This is a genomic window from Vagococcus allomyrinae (assembly GCF_017829975.1).
GTDB classification, from domain to species: domain Bacteria; phylum Bacillota; class Bacilli; order Lactobacillales; family Vagococcaceae; genus Vagococcus_D; species Vagococcus_D allomyrinae.
The window spans coordinates 24,841-40,709 of record NZ_JAEEGA010000005.1 but is presented as its reverse complement, the minus strand read 5'-3'; the positions used below and the strand labels follow the sequence as shown (position 1 = coordinate 40,709).

13 protein-coding genes are annotated in these 15,869 nt (G+C 43.1%); 12 read left to right on the top strand and 1 reads right to left on the bottom strand.

The features are described from left to right. Positions 1–10: 10 nt before the first annotated feature. Positions 11–1,327 carry an MATE family efflux transporter gene (locus I6N95_RS08765; protein WP_245249322.1) on the bottom strand — a complete coding sequence of 439 codons (1,317 nt, stop codon included), beginning with the start codon at positions 1,325–1,327 and terminating at the stop codon, positions 11–13. A 351-nt stretch (positions 1,328–1,678) separates the two neighbouring features. Between I6N95_RS08765 and I6N95_RS08760 the strand changes: the two genes are divergently transcribed. The 12 genes from I6N95_RS08760 to I6N95_RS08705 all read left to right on the top strand — a co-directional run bounded on the left by I6N95_RS08760 (position 1,679) and on the right by I6N95_RS08705 (position 15,854). Further along, entirely contained in the window at positions 1,679–2,608 is a 930-nt protein-coding gene (locus I6N95_RS08760) for a glycoside hydrolase family 113 (protein ID WP_209526735.1), read from the top strand. Between the two features lie 83 nt (positions 2,609–2,691). Then, positions 2,692–4,005 carry an ABC transporter substrate-binding protein gene (locus tag I6N95_RS08755; protein WP_209526734.1) on the top strand — a complete coding sequence of 438 codons (1,314 nt, stop codon included), beginning with the start codon at positions 2,692–2,694 and terminating at the stop codon, positions 4,003–4,005. Between the two features lie 166 nt (positions 4,006–4,171). Beyond that, complete coding sequence (locus I6N95_RS08750) at positions 4,172–5,056, top strand: carbohydrate ABC transporter permease (protein WP_209526733.1); 885 nt, start codon at positions 4,172–4,174, stop codon at positions 5,054–5,056. Beyond that, entirely contained in the window at positions 5,056–5,913 is an 858-nt protein-coding gene (locus tag I6N95_RS08745; protein WP_209526732.1) for a carbohydrate ABC transporter permease, read from the top strand. The genes I6N95_RS08750 and I6N95_RS08745 overlap by 1 nt, the downstream gene beginning before the upstream one ends. A 13-nt stretch (positions 5,914–5,926) precedes the next feature. Then, positions 5,927–6,517: a hypothetical protein gene (locus I6N95_RS08740; RefSeq protein WP_209526731.1), complete on the top strand. Its 591-nt coding sequence runs from the start codon at positions 5,927–5,929 to the stop codon at positions 6,515–6,517. 12 nt (positions 6,518–6,529) lie between these two features. After that, positions 6,530–8,752 carry an alpha-galactosidase gene (locus tag I6N95_RS08735; RefSeq protein WP_347340543.1) on the top strand — a complete coding sequence of 741 codons (2,223 nt, stop codon included), beginning with the start codon at positions 6,530–6,532 and terminating at the stop codon, positions 8,750–8,752. 17 nt (positions 8,753–8,769) lie between these two features. Beyond that, positions 8,770–10,197, top strand: coding sequence for a glycoside hydrolase family 1 protein (locus I6N95_RS08730; protein ID WP_209526730.1), 1,428 nt, complete (start codon positions 8,770–8,772; stop codon positions 10,195–10,197). 79 nt (positions 10,198–10,276) lie between these two features. Next, positions 10,277–10,990, top strand: coding sequence for a GntR family transcriptional regulator (locus I6N95_RS08725; RefSeq protein ID WP_209526729.1), 714 nt, complete (start codon positions 10,277–10,279; stop codon positions 10,988–10,990). A gap of 24 nt (positions 10,991–11,014) precedes the next feature. Beyond that, the gene (locus I6N95_RS08720; RefSeq protein ID WP_209526728.1) at positions 11,015–11,893 is read left to right on the top strand and encodes an ROK family protein; all 879 of its coding nucleotides are present in this window, start codon (positions 11,015–11,017) and stop codon (positions 11,891–11,893) included. A 924-nt stretch (positions 11,894–12,817) separates the two neighbouring features. Further along, complete coding sequence (locus I6N95_RS08715; RefSeq protein WP_209526727.1) at positions 12,818–14,113, top strand: ABC transporter substrate-binding protein; 1,296 nt, start codon at positions 12,818–12,820, stop codon at positions 14,111–14,113. Positions 14,114–14,143: 30 nt separating this feature from the next. Further along, complete coding sequence (locus tag I6N95_RS08710) at positions 14,144–15,037, top strand: carbohydrate ABC transporter permease (RefSeq protein WP_209526726.1); 894 nt, start codon at positions 14,144–14,146, stop codon at positions 15,035–15,037. Next, positions 15,027–15,854 (top strand): carbohydrate ABC transporter permease, encoded by an 828-nt coding sequence (locus tag I6N95_RS08705; RefSeq protein ID WP_209526725.1) that lies wholly within the window; start codon positions 15,027–15,029, stop codon positions 15,852–15,854. The genes I6N95_RS08710 and I6N95_RS08705 overlap by 11 nt, the downstream gene beginning before the upstream one ends. Positions 15,855–15,869: the final 15 nt, after the last annotated feature.

Here is a 15,869-nt window from a genome sequence, read left to right as displayed (position 1 = left end):
TTGATTCCTCCTAAATAATCGTTCTGAGCCAGCGCTTGCTTTGGGTTCGTTTAATCCCAATTAGCGCTCGCAAGATATCATGGGAACAGGCGCATAAGTAGATCAGTGGAAAAGGCAGAGCTAAGCGAATACTAAAGTAGGTGATGGGAATGGCCCACAACCAAATAACCAAGGTGTCGAGCCACATGACATATTGAGTGTCGCCACCTACTCTGAGAATGCCCACATTATTCACATAATTGACGTTTTTAAAGGGCAAAATCAAGACATAAACTAATAGAATCTGCTGAACGAGGGTCTCAAGTTCGACCGTTACGGCGTACAATTGCAAAATAAGCGGCGAGCCGATATAAATCAAAACACAGCTTACCAGAGAAAGGCCAATCGTCAGTTTAATAAATTGTTTGGCATTAAATAAAGCGGTTGTCTTATTTCTGGCACCTAATTCATTGCCAATCATCACCGACGAAGCATCACTGATCCCGCTAAAGACGCAGATAAAGACAAAAACCAAAGGGTCGATTAAAGCAATGGCCGCAGTCGGTAAGGTACCAATACGGGTAAACAACCAAAAAATAACCAAGTCACCAAGAGTCCAGGTGAGATGATTGATAATCGATGGCAAGGTAATTCTAAAATAGTTTTTGGTCGTGCCGTTATCTGGTTGAGGTTCAGCCCGTAAAATCCCTTGTTTAACCAGCAAGCCACCTAATAAGAGCGCCTGCATTAGACGAGCGATTAAAGTAGCCAGACCAGCTCCTTTAATTCCCAGTTGTGGGAACCCACCATTTCCATAAATCAGGAGCCAATTTAAGCCTGTGTTCAACAAAAGAGTGGCCAGACTAATAACCGTGGGCCAGCGAACTTGCCCAATCGTTTTGAGCGCGACGGAAAAAACCATGGCTAGCCCAGTAAAAAGGTACCCGATGGCTAGCAACTGCAAAAAAGGGATAGCCTGCTCAGTAACGCCTACATCTTGTGAGAAGAGCATGACAATTTTTTCCGTCCAAATAAGTGTGATACAAGCAAAAGCGACGGAGAAGAGTGTGACCAATTGACTGACGAGAAAGATGATTTTTTTGATGCCGTAAAGATTTTTTTGTCCCCAGAACTGAGCGCAAAAGATCGTTGCTCCGCTGGCAAACCCCTGTAAAATGACAATCAGAAATTGACTGTACTTGTTAGCAATCCCAACAGCGGCAATGGCGTCAACTCCCAGTTTGCCAACCATGACAGAATCAATCATTGACAAGCCAGAAGTGATCAGTAATTGCAAGGTAATCGGGAAGGTGAAGTACCACATTTTGCGATAAAATTCTTTTTTCAACAGGTCACCCCTTTACAAATTGAAGATAATACGTCATAATGAAATCGCAACCAACAATATAAGTATATACTTATAAAATGTAAAGTCAATACATATTTACGAAGTAAAAGAAGGGCCCCTATGCTTAATGCTTTAGCATTTAGCGATAGTGGACACCGGACCCATAAGTAAAAGGAGGGCCCCTATGCTTAATGCTTCACTACGTTGTCCCTCATCTCTAAGGGCTAAAGCCCTAAGAATGACGGCAGCATTTAGCCCTTCAATTCTTGAGATAGGTCTCTAGAGATTGATGAGATCGAAGCTTAGCGTAGTGATAGTGGACACCGGACCTATAAGTAAAAGGAGGACGAGATGGAATTTATTAATGGTGTAACTTTTGGATTTATGAGCCAGCGGGGAGACTGGCAAACTGGTAGCAGTCGCGAATCTCTTAGGCTACTTAAAGAACGATGTCAGGCAGATCATGTGATTTTGGCGATTGTGGCGGAACAGGATACCGCTCAATCTACAATGATTAACTGGCAGGATGAGACGGTTTTAAGCGATCAGGAAGTCAAGGGGATGATTGCTCATGCTCATGACCTAGGGTTGAAGGTGATTTTAAAGCCGATGGTCAATGTTAGCGACGGCACATGGCGCGCTCACATCAATTTTTTTGAGCACGATGTGCCACCAGAGCCTAAATGGTCAGAGTGGTTTGCTTCCTATGGGGAGTATATTAATCACTATGCCCAACTAGCTCAAGAAACGGCTTGCCAGATGTTAATCATTGGCTGTGAATTGGTTAATACCGATCGCAGAGAAAAGGAATGGCGTCAGTTGATTGAAACCGTTCGCTCTAACTATCAAGGCTTGATCAGTTACAACTGTGATAAGTATCAGGAGAACTTTATTGATTGGTGGGATGCCGTGGATGTTATTTCTTCTTCTGGCTATTACCCAATGGATCGTTGGGAAGGAGAATTAGATCGCATTGAGCAAGTGGTTAAGGCATTCGACAAACCTTTTTTCTTTTGCGAAGTAGGTTGCCCCAGCCGACTTAACAGTGAGTATTTGCCAAACAATTGGGAACTCAATGATGGCTTAAGTCTTGAAGCTCAGGCTAATTGGTATCAGTCAATGTTTCAAGCCTGTGAACGACGTCCTTGGGTGGAAGGGTTTGGTTTGTGGGATTGGAAAGCGCAGCTCTATGACCTTGAAGAAGCCTGTCAAAACGATGATTACGCCTTGTATGGCAAACCGGCTGAAAGGGTTGTTAAAAATAATTTTCAACAAAATTAAAGATAAGTATATACTTATCTTTATAAAAGTGATATCATGTTGTTGAAATCGTTTCCGAAAAAACTTTTTAGGAGGAATTATTCATGAAGAAAAAAACTATTTTAGGATTATTAAGTTTGACAGCGATTACTTTAGGAGTCTTGACAGCTTGTGGCAGTAAAGAAAAGGCTTCAGAAAAAGGCGAAACAGAAACAGAAACCATTACCTTTATCAATCATAAGACAGATTGGGAAGGCAATGGCAAATGGGATGAGTACATGGCAGCTTTTAACGAAAAATATCCCGATATTAAAGTGGAGATTCAGACGATTACCGATTATGCTGGTCAAATGAAAACACGGATGAACAGCGACGAATATGGTGATTTATTGATGTTGCCAGGTGACATTAAGCCACAGGATTTCCCGCACTTCTTCGAACCGCTAGGTAAAAAGGCAGAGCTAGCTGAGACATACTTAGGCTTGAATGATCGTTCTTTTGAAGACGTTTCGTATGGGATTCCGACTCAGATGAATGCGACGGGAATGGTCGTCAATATGAAAGTATTTGAAGATGCTGGGATTAAGGAATTTCCTAAAACCGCTGAAGACTTTGTTAAAGCTTTGGAGACCATCAAAAAGAATGACCCAGAAGTTACCCCGCTATACACGAATTATGCGGCCGGTTGGACCTTGTCAAACTGGGATTTCACGCGAGCAGGTGTTTCAGGCGATGTTGATTTTACTAATAAAATGACTAGTGACACGGCCCCCTTCGAAGATGGTAAGGTCATGACCGATATCTATCAATTACTCTTTGACGTCAGTGAGCAAAAGTTAATTGAAGTAGATCCAACGACCACTGATTGGGAACAATCCAAAGTGGACATGGCCAATAATAAAATCGGTGTCATGGTGTTAGGAAGCTGGGCAGTGCCACAGATTCAAGAAGTCGACCCTGATAACGCAGCTAACATCACCTTCCAAGCCTTCCCGATGACGGCTCCGGATGGTAAACAGTATATGGGAGTTGGCGGAGACTACAACTTAGCGATTAACGTTAACAGCAAGCACAAAGAAGCAGCTCGTAAATTGCTTGATTGGTTAGTCAACGATTCTGATTATGCAGTCGATAATGGTGGTTTGCCAACGGTAATAGGTGCTGATTATCCAGCAGCTCTCCAAGCAAGCAAGGATGCGGGTGTGGAATTGATTGAAGAAAATCCAGCCCCAGCAGGCAAAGAATCACTTTTCAGTGATATTAACGATCAATCTGAGCTAGGTATTGGCACCACGGACAATGAAAAACAACGGTTGATTGATGCAGCTATTGGCAATACGAAAGAAAGTTTTGCCGATATTATGAAAGATTTCAACAAGCGTTGGGCCGATAGTATTAAGACAGTTTCCGGCGAATAAATGTCAGTAAGGCTGGACAAGTTCCAGCCTTATCTTGCCTAATTTGACAGGTCCTTCTGATTTTCAAGGAGTGCCTGACGATGGAAGTACCTGTCATCACTTAGCTTTTTAGAGGATGTGACTTGCCGACTAAATGATGGGCATCACGATTGGAAAGGAAGAGAAGATGAGTAAGTTTAAATTAAGTCAAAAAGCTGAAAAACGCTTGTTAATCGTCAGTTTTACGGCGATTCCGGTGTTGTTGTTAATTGCTTTTTCCTACTACCCTTTAGTCAAAATGGTTCAATACAGTGTCACCAACTGGAATGGTTTTAGCCCTAATTCTGATTTTGTTGGCTTGGATAACTATAAGACCGTGTTAACCAATCCCACTTATTTTGCCGTCTTTAAAACCAGTTTATATTATTTTATTGCCACCTTCTTTCAGCTAGGCATCGCCTTGCTGTTTGCCACGATTTTATCTTTTAAAGTGAAGTTTGCCAATTTTTGGAAAGGGATCTTATTTTTCCCTTACTTACTAAATGGCGTGGCCATTGGCTTTATTTTCCTTTATTTTTACAAAGGCGGCGGGACCTTGGACACCTTACTGAGCGCAATCGGGCTAGACAGTCAGATTCGTCTTTGGCTAGGAGATCGGGCGATTAACAATATATCCTTGGCCTTCACCTCTGTTTGGCGCTATACCGGCTTTAATTTCCTAATCTTTTTAGGAGCCATTCAATCAGTTAACCCGGAAGTTTATGAAGCGGCTGAAATGGATGGGGCCAATCGTTGGGATGAATTTCGTTACATCATCTTGCCGAGCATCAAAAACATTATTTTCCTAAACATCGTCTTAGGTGTCAGCGGCTCTCTCAGTGTCTTTGATATTCCTTATATTATGACTGGCGGTTCTAATGGGACGACAACCTTCGTTATTCAGACGATAAATACGGCCTTTAAGTATAACAAAGTAGGTCTTGCCTCAGCAATGGCCCTGATCCTCTTGAGTATTGTGCTAATTGTGACGGGAATTCAACGCTTGACAACACGCGAGAAAGGAACAAACTAATGGAACTATCCCAAGTCAAACCTAAAAAAAGCAAAGCTTTTAACCTTAAGCCGTCGGCAATTTTGAAATATCTGGTGTTGATTATCGGGGCCTTGGCCTCAATCATTCCAATTTTAGTGGTTTTTATCGGCTCCTTTAAATCGAACACGGAGTTTTTAAGCAGCGGTGTCTTGGAGCTGCCTAAAGCCATCGATCTAAGTAATTACAAGACCGCTTTTGTCAACGGCCAAATGTTGCTAGGCTTCAAAAATACCTTGATTATCTTCGTCGCTAGCATGGTTGGCAAACTAACCTTAGGTTCAATGTTTGCCTATGCGATGAATCGCTTTAACTTTAAATTGAAGAAAATTATCATGGCCCTGTTTATGGTGGCCATGTTGATTCCTGGGATTACGAGTCAAGTTGCCACTTTCCAAATTATTAACAGCTTAGGTTTGTTTAATACAATGTGGTCAGTGATTCTGCTTAACCTGGGAACAGATGTTATTTCGATCTACATCTTTTTACAGTATTTAGATGAAATTCCAATTTCTTTGGATGAATCGGCGTACTTGGATGGGGCCTCTTACTTCGGCATATTTTGGCGGATTATCTTGCCTAATTTAAAAGCCCCGATTGTGACCATGTTAATCATCAGTGGTGTGGGTGTCTACAATGATTTCTATAACCCTTTTCTCTATATGCCAGACCGTAGTTTGAAAGTGATTTCCACCGCCCTGTTCGCCTTTAAAGGGCCTTATGGGACTAATTGGCCAGTTATTTTAGCAGGTGTGATTATCGTGATTGTGCCAATTCTAATCGTTTTTGTCAGTTTACAAAAGTATATTTATAACGGTGTCGCTGGATCAGTTAAGTAAGGAGGGGGTCTAAATGGCACAACGAACATCAAAACTAATTCAATTGGTCAATCACTTTTATGACTTAGTCCAAGTTTCTTTGATGATTTGGTTAAGGCTGTTGAAGTCAGGGATCGTCTACGGGTGGCTTGACGGGCTCTATTGTGGTTATGCCAATAGCACAAGAGACAGTCAAACCTTGAGATTTAGGGACCGCTTTAAGGTCAGCTTGCAGTTGAAATACCAGCGTGTGGTGTCGCTCAGTGTGAGTTTTTTATTAGCGGGGGTCGTTTTTTTGTACTGGTACCGCGTGCGCTTTAACCTTGCTGGGAACTTGCTGTTAATTGTTTTGGGATTGCTGGTTCAATTGGTGGTGGTTTATCTCATTTGGTTGGCTTACTTAAGTGCGACAGCTGAGCAACAGCCCTTGCTTTATGCCAAAGCTTTAGACCTCATGCTTAGACGATTTCCCGTTAGCCTCAGTCTGTGGTTTCTTTTAATCGGGGGACTGTTACTGGCTTATACTAATCTGGTGATCTTTGTCTTAGTCGTGCCTGGCGCCTTTTGCAAACTGTCGACTAAGCTGTTAGCTAGTCGTTCTTCCCAGCGACAATTAATCAATTAGAGGAGTGTAGACGTGAAATTAATTCAAATCAATGAAGAGCAGGAGTTTCATTTAACTAATGGCAAAGTCAGTTATTTGTTCCGCGTGATGGAAGCAACGAAGACTTTGGAACACCTCTATTACGGGAAAGCGATTCGTCATCGAGAGGATTTTAGTTATTTGATCGAACGGGAAGTTCGTCCAGCTAACAATCAGTTGGAAGGGAATTTAACAACATCGCTGGAGCATATTAAGCAAGAACTGCCAGTTTTTGGAACGACGGACTTTCGTTATCCGGCTTTAGAAGTGGCTTATCCAGCCGGTGATTCCCTCAGTCAATTTGAGTATCAGGGGTATGATACCTATACCGGTAAACGATCAGTGCCTGGTTTGCCGACAACCTTCGCTAATGACTCTCAAGCAGAAACCTTGGTGGTTTATTTAAAAGACCGTTACAGTGAACTGGAACTCAGTTTATTTTATACCATTTTTACTGATTATCCGGTCATTACGCGGCGGACGGTGATCAAAAATTCAGGGACAGAGAATTTTTTCCTCAAGCAATTGGCCAGTTTAAACCTGGATTTGCCGACTGATCAGTTGGAATGGCTTCATTTAAATGGGGCTTGGGCTCGGGAAACACAACTTGAACGAGATGCTTTAATCAAAGGGGTTCAGGCGATCTCAAGTACTCGTGGTGCCAGCAGTCATGTCCACAATCCTTTTTTAGCCCTTTGTCCAGAGACGACAACTGAATCGAGTGGCGAGGCTTTTGGTTTTAGTTTGATCTACAGCGGTAACTTTAGAGGGCAAATTGAAGTAGATTCTTATGGCATTAGTCGCGTTCAGCTAGGGATTAACCCGTATCAATTTAGCTGGCAACTGGCGCCAGCTAGTCAATTCGACACACCAGAAGCCGTAATGGTTTACAGTGAGACGGGTTTAAACGGCATGAGTCAAGTCTTTCATGACTTTTACCAGCAACAACTCGTCAATCCCCGTTGGGCTAATCAACAACGGCCAGTGCTGCTTAATAACTGGGAAGCGACTTACTTTGATTTCGATGAAGAGAAACTGTTAGCCATTGCCACAGAGGCCGCTGACTTAGGCGTGGATCTATTTGTGTTAGATGATGGCTGGTTTGGCAAGCGGGACGATGACAGTTCATCTTTAGGGGACTGGTTTGTCGACCAAGCCAAACTTCCCAACGGTTTGCCTAGCTTGGCCCGCAAAATCCATGAAAAAGGGTTATTGTTTGGTCTTTGGTTTGAACCGGAGATGATTTCCAAAGGCACGAAGCTTTATGAGGAACACCCAGACTGGCTGATCGGTCAGCCAACTAAACAAATCTCCCATGGTCGCAATCAATTTGTGCTGGATTTTTCTAGAAAAGCCGTGGTCGATCAAATCTTTGCTCAAATGCAAGCCATTCTTGAGACCAGCCAGATTGATTATTTGAAGCTGGACATGAATCGCTATATTTCAGAAGCTTTTTCGACTGACTTACCGGCAAATCGCCAAGGTGAGCTAAGTCATCGGTATATTCTAGGGGTGTATGACTTATATGACCGCTTAGTCACAAACTACCCTGATCTCTTGATCGAATCATGTGCCGGCGGAGGCGGTCGCTTTGACCCCGCTTTGCTCTATTACGCCCCTCAAGCGTGGACAAGTGATGATACAGACGCTGTTGAGCGGTTGAAAATACAGTATGGTGCCTCCATGGTTTATCCTTTAGCGACGATGGGAAGTCACGTTTCCGCGGTTCCCAATCATCAAGTGGCTCGGATGACCAGTTTGAAAATGCGTGGCGATGTGGCACTGTTCGGCACCTTTGGTTACGAGCTGGACCCAACTCAATTAACCGCAACTGAAAAAGCACAAGTGAGGGAACAGATTCGGCAATTTAAAGACGTTCAGCCATTGATTCAACAAGGGACCTTTTATCGCTTACTGAGTCCTTTCGAGTCCAATGAGGTAGCGTGGATGGTCGTGTCTCAGGATCAAAAAACCGCGTTAGTCGGTTATTATCAGGTCTTAGCTAAGCCTAATCCGCCATATGAACGTTTGAAGTTACAAGGATTGAACCCGACGTATTGCTATCAAATCAATCAACAAGAGAAGCGCTATGGGGACGATCTTGCTCAAATTGGCTTGATTTTAGGTGGCAACTATATCGGCCGTGAAAATGATTACTGGAGCCGTGAAATGCCAGGGGATTTTGCCAGCAAGCTCTTTTATTTAAGAGCAGACTAATTAAATGAGGTGTTAGGATGAAAAAACAATTTCCAGAAAACTTTTGGTGGGGAGCGGCTACATCAGGCCCCCAAAGTGAAGGGCGTTTTAATAAACAACATGCCAGTGTTTTTGATCACTGGTATGAGGTAGAACCAGAAGCTTTTTATGATCAAGTCGGACCAGATACAGCTTCTAATTTTTACAATAGTTTTAAAGAAGATATCGCGTTGATGAAAGAAGTCGGCTTAAATTCTGTTCGGACCTCGATCCAATGGTCTCGATTGATTGATGATTTTGAAACGGCGAGTCTTAATCCGGATGGTGTCCGCTTTTATAATGACCTGATCGATGAGTTTATCCGTCAAGGCATTCGACCTGTGATTAATTTGCATCACTTTGATATCCCCGTAGCTCTTTACCAGCAATACGGTGGCTGGGAGTCCAAGCATGTCGTGACATTGTTTGTTAAATTTGCCGAGCAGTGCTTCAACCTGTTTGGTGACCGTGTTACGGATTGGTTTACCTTTAATGAACCGATGGTAGTGGTGGATGGGCAATATTTATACCAATTTCACTACCCTAAACTCGTCGATGGCAAAAAAGCCGTCCAAGTGGCTTATAATATTCAATTGGCCTCAGCTAAAACGATTCAGGCCTTTCGCCGAATCAAGCAACAGCCGGCTAGTCGAATCGGTATTATTCTCAATTTAACGCCTTCTTATCCAGCAACCAATGAAGCTGCTGATTTAAAAGCGGCTGAAATCGCCAATTTGTGGATGAATCAGCTCTTTATGGACCCTTCAACGAAAGGAACCTTTCCGCCAGCCTTAGTCGAGTTATTGGCAGCCGATGGAGTCTTATGGGACAGTACGCCAGAGGAACTGGCAATCATTAAAGACAATACGATCGACGTCCTTGGTGTTAACTTTTACCATCCCCACCGAGTGCAGCAACCAGCAGTTTCCGCCGATAGCTTGGCCGTTGATTGGATGCCTAGTCGTTATTTTGAGGAATACCACATGCCTGGCCGCCGGATGAATGTGGACAAAGGCTGGGAAATATACCCCCAAGCCCTCTATGACATTGCCCTCAATATTCGCGATAACTACGGGAACTTGCCTTGGTTTGTCTCTGAAAATGGCATGGGTGTCTCCCGAGAGGAACGCTTCTTAAACCAAGCAGGGGTAATTGAAGACGATTATCGGATTCAATTCATTCAGGAGCATTTATACTGGCTTGAGAAAGGGATAAGTGAAGGGTCAAATTGTTTTGGTTACCATTTGTGGACCCCTTTGGACTGCTGGTCTTGGGGAAATGCTTACCGCAACCGTTACGGATTGATCGCCACCAATATTCACACACAAGTTAAAACCATTAAAAAATCAGGCCACTGGTTCGCTAAAACAGCTCAGGCTAATCAAGTAGAGATTCCAGAAGCCATGGCATTAAAATTTAAGCCTTAACCAAAGCTAGACAACGGCTGGATTAACCCTTATACTTTTATCAGAAGACGGCTTAGAAAGCAAAAGGACAGGTGACACCATGCAAAAATACATTGTGATATCCAATGATATTCGAAATAGAATTTTAAAGGGAGAATATCAAGCAAATCAACAAATTCCTTTTGAAAAAGACCTCTGTGTCACGTATGATTCTAGTAAAATGACCATCAAGAAAGCTTTGGACATCTTGGTGACAGAAGGGTTAATCATTAAACGCCGGGGGTCAGGCACCTTTGTCAAAGACATTAACCCAAGAGAGATGGAACGGCTCAGCGTGGCTAATCAGTTCAGAGGAACAACCGCCCTGAATCCGAATCGAACTGTCTTGAGTAAAATAATCAATTTCTCAATTATTCCCTGTCCAGAGGTGGCTCAGTCCAAGTTAAACTTGACGAGTGACAGCTTTGTCTACGACATCTATCGCGTGCGTCACATCGATGGACTACCGACCGTTATGGAGAAAATGTACATGCCGATTGATTTAATTCCCGGCTTAAAAGCGCCAACGATTGAACATTCTATTTACGAATACATTGAAGAAGAGTTGCATTTAGTGATTCAAAGCGGGCATCGAAATATTTCGGCGCGCAAGGTCACAGATTTTGAGGCAGAACATCTGCACTTGGAAAAAGGCGATCCTGTGGCAGTGGCCGAGCAAATAGGCTATTTAGACACAGGGGCGGCCTTTGAGTATTCGATTTCGGTTCATCGTTATGACGACTTCTCAATTGACGTGGTACTGACAAGGGATTAGCAAGAGAAAAGAAAGCAGGTTCAGATGGCAATTTTAGCCTTTGATATTGGCGGTACAGCCGTCAAGTACGGCTTGTGGGAGGAACAATTAAGTCAGACAAATGACTTTCCTACACCGGCCACATGGCCAGAGATGCAACAACAATTAATGAGAGTTTTTGAAGACGTTAAAAAGACTCATCAAATCACCGGCGTCGCTTTTAGTGCCCCAGGTGCTGTTAACACTGAAACGGGCGTAATTGGCGGCATTAGTGCCGTGCCTTACGTTCATCACTTTCCGATCGTCAGCCAATTGGCAAGCCTGTTTAATTTACCAGTGACGATGGAAAATGATGCCAATTGTGCGGCTTTGGCCGAAGTTTGGCAAGGAGCGGCTAAAGAGGTGGCCAACAGTCTCTTTTTAGTGATTGGCAGTGGCATTGGTGGGGCGGTGATTCTCAATCGACAATTAGTCAAAGGACCACAGTTGTTTGGCGGCGAGTTTGGTTACATGTTAATGGATCAACAGCGAACCTTTAGTCAAGTCGCCAGTCCGGTTGTCGTGGCCCGTGAATTTGCGGCGGCACATCTGGGAGGGCAACCCCTCTCTGGCAAAGAATTGTTTGCTTTAGCTGATGGCGGCGATCAAGCTGCCCAAAAAGCGATTGATCAGATGTATGATGGATTGGCAAGAGGCATTGTAAATTTGGCGGTGAGTTTTAACCCTGACAAAGTGTTGATCGGGGGCGGTTTATCCAGTCGGTCTGATTTGTTAGCTATTTTGACCTTGAAAGTCGAGGCGCTGATCAACCAAGTGCAAGCCACTGATTTAGTCGTTCCTTTAGGGATTTGTCAATTTAACAATCAAGCAAACTTAATTGGAGCTGTCGCTAATTTTATGACGACCTTACCTGCTCAAGTGTAAGAAGTGTCTTAGCGTAAAGCATTTTTTAATAACGGTGGAGGAGTCGTCCCTTGTTTTGGGGCTGACTCCTCTTGTTATTTTCTAAGCGTTCAATAATTCGGATTATAAGCTTTTTTAAAACAAGGACAGGCAAAGGAAATAACGGATAATTCTGAAGTTAATGTGAAAGCTATCTTTCGTTAGCTAAAAAAATACGGGGAGTTTCAAGAGCTTTCTCTAAATGAGAACGGTGTTTTTAAAGTCTTTTTTTGATTGAGCCTCTTTGTTGCGGTGTTCACAATGCTACTTGTTATTTAAAAAAAGCTAGCGTTGACACCGCTTCCATAACGTCGTACAATGAGCCTGTTAATAGAGTCCCCCCCAACAAAACATAAGTGGCTTCATCATGAAGCTTGACCAGACTAGGCGCTCCAGCTGATCAGTATTACCCTTTGCCAATGATTATTGCAACTTCTTGATGGTCCTTGAATAAAGCGCGTGTCATTTTGTAGCGAAAATTTGAAATGATCTGAAGGTATTTTAGTGAGTTTTCTAGAAGTTTGAATAATCGGTGAGTTTAGTGATTATCTTAATCAGGTAGCTGATAAGCGACGTTAGATGTAGGTTGATGTTGCTTTTTTAGCGTGGGGTTAGCGCTAGTCAACCGTTGAGAATCAAAGTTAAGCCACGAACTGTGATTAAGCAGACTCTATTAATATTAGTTGATGCTGATCGGTGCAGTGAACGGTGTTTTCAAAAGAGAATCAGTGAACAAGCGTAGTTAGCATTTCCCGACAACCAGCAGCTGATCGCTAAGATGGATTGGAATTTGATTAGGCCGCTCACTGCAAGGATGGTCGCCTTCTACCTATCGCGAGGGTAGGAGGTTGCGTCATCCTTTAGAATAATTTTGTTTAAGGAAGCCAGCGCGAAGGAGAGGGAATGATGAAGAAACACCAATGGTTAATCATGATAATCGCGGTTGTTGTAGGGGTAGTTGGTAGCAGTTGTGGCAGTCAGCCAAAGAATGAGAGCTCTCAGGATGAAGTTGTGGAAATTAGTTTTTGGCATGTCTTTTCGGAAAATTTTGGGGCGCCGGTCATTAAGGAGATGGTGACGGCTTTTAATGATAGTCAGGATAAGATTAACGTAACAGAAGTGTATAACCCGGATATGTACCCGGGGCTAATGCAAAATTTACAAGCGGAGGTAGCGGCTGGTGAAGCGCCCTCGATTGCCATGATCGGCTATAACTACTTGAAGTATTTTGCCGCAAATTTTGAGTATATTGACCCGAAAACCTTAATCGCTGAGCAAGTCCCAGACGATCAAGGTTATTTAAGTGAAACTTTTTTGCCGAATATCTTATCTTTGGCCCAAGTGGATGGAGAGCAAATCGGCTTACCTTATGCGATCAGCACGCCAATTATCTATTATAATGCTGATCTGTTTAAAGCGGCAGGCCTAGATTCAGAGCAACCGCCAACGACTTGGCAAGAAGTTCGGCAGATGGCTCAGGTCATCAGCGATAAAACTGGGGAGTATGGTTTTTACATGCAGGAATATGCCGATAATTGGGCAGTTCAAGGATTGTTGGAAAGTAATGGAGCCGAGATGCTAAAGAATGGTAAGGCGACTTTTGCTTCGCAAGAGGCAATTCAAGCTTATGAGTTATTTGCGGATATGGTGCTGAAAGATAAAACAGCCCTCCATATTGGCGCAGATGAAGGGATTCAAGCCTTTAGTAATGGTAAGGTGGGGATTTTTTTAGGCACCAGTGCAAAGATTGACACAATTCAAAGCACTGTTGAATTTGAGTTAAAAGGGGCGGAATTTCCAATTTTTAGTGGAAAAGAACGACGCATTCCTGCCGGCGGGAATTTTTTGCCGATCTTAGCGAAAGAACCAGCAGAGCAGCAAGCGGCTTGGGAATTTATTAAATTTATGATGGAGCCAGAGTGGTTGGCAAAATGGTCAAAGAATACCGGTTATTTGCCGCCGCGAGAGGATGTGGCAAAAGACCCTAATGGCTTGCAAAATTACCTTAAAGAGAATCAGCTTTTTGGGATTGCTTACGAAGAATTGGCGGAAATTTACCCGTGGGCGGCCTTTCCTGATGATGTCGGAGCACAGGCTGAGCAGATCTTTGCCAACACCCGAGACCAGATTTTAGAAGGGACTGTTAGCGTTGAAAAAGCCTTGAAGGATGCGGAAAAAGAAATTAATCAGTTGATGGACTAGTCTGTGTATGATGAAAGGAAGGTGAGGTGGATGAGGTTAACGCAACAAAAACGGGAAAAGGTGTTGGCTTGGCTGTTTATAGCACCAGCTGGTCTGGCTTTTCTCGTTTTTATGTTTTGGCCCGTAATGTACACCTTGTATTTAAGTCTCTTAAAGTGGAACATGGTTGCACCAATCAAAGTACCTGTCGGTTTAGGGAACTACTTGGACGTCTTGACTGATCCGGTGACGCTGAAACTGTTCGCTAATACTGCTCTTTACATGGTGTTGCTGATGGTCCTTAACTTTTTGATTCCCTATGTTTTTGCTTTCGTCAACACCTTTGTCATGAAACGCGGCAAAGGGGTTTATAAAATTCTATTATTTATGCCCAGTTTAATTTCCTTAGTTGTTGGGGCGATTGTGTTGCAGTGGATTTTTAATCCCGTTTCGGGACCAGTCGGGTTACTGCTGGCTAAAATTGGCATAACCCTGCCTGCTTGGTCTAAAACTAAAGGACTGGTCATCGTGGTCATTAGCTTGGTGGCAGTCTTTAAAACCTTTGGCTATAACTTTTTAGTGCTGTTATCAGGGATGAGTAATGTTTCGCCAGAGTTGATTGAAGCGGCTCGCTTGGAGAAAACACCTGACCGTCAGATTTTTCGTAGGATTGTCATGCCCTTAACGTCTTCAACAGCGGTTTACGTCTTAATTATGAGCATTGTTCAAGGTTTGCAATATGTCTTTACTCCGATTAAAGTTTTGACCCAAGGAGGGCCTAATAACGCCAGCTCCAACATTATTTACGGTGTTTATCAGGAAGCCTTCGGTTACTATAATACGGGAAAGGCTTCAGCCTTATCGATTATGACCCTAGTGGTCTTTGTTGTGTTGCTTTTAGTGGAGTTTAAGTACGTGGAGAAGGGTGTTTATTATGAAAATTAAGTTGAAGCCAGAAGTCTTTTGGCATCTGCTATTTATTGTCGTCGTACTGCTGTTTGTCTATCCGCTGATCTTTGCCTTGACGACCTCTTTTAAACAGTTGACGGAGGCCTTTAACAGTGGTTTGCGCTTGTGGCCCAAAGAATTTACGACAGCTGCTTATAGAAATGTTTTGACCAAGATCCCCTTTTTGCGAATTACTGCTAACACCTTTTTAATTGCCACGGTTGTGACCGTCTTTAAATTAGTGACTGGCCTTTTTGCTGCTTACAGTTTTGTTTTCTTTCAATTTCGGGGCAAAAAGTTAATGTATTTTTTGTTGATCAGTACGATTTTTATCCCTTTTACAGTGACCATGGTGCCTAACTTTATGACCATCTCCAAAATTGGTTTGCGGGACCAACTTTTAGGGGTCGCTTTACCGCAACTGGCAGATGCCACAGGGATTTTTTTACTGCGACAACACATGCGTGGCGTACCACAGTCCTTACTGGAAGTGGCAAGGCTAGAAAAGGCTTCTCATTTAAAGATTTTAAGTGGCATTGTGGTGCCTTTGATTAAACCAGCAATCCTCTCTATCGGAATTATCTTTTTTATTAATTCCTGGAATGAATATGTCTGGCCGGCCTTAATTCTCAAAAGTGAGCTGAATTACACCTTATCCCTGGCTTTACAACTGTTTGTCAGTGCTGAAGGTGGAACGGATATTCCAGTGGCGATGGCAATTTCCGTCATGACCATGCTCCTACCATTAGGAATGTATGCGGTCTTTCAACGCCAGATTATCGCCACCTTTAGTCAATCAGGAATTAAGGGTTAGGAAGGATGAAGAAGA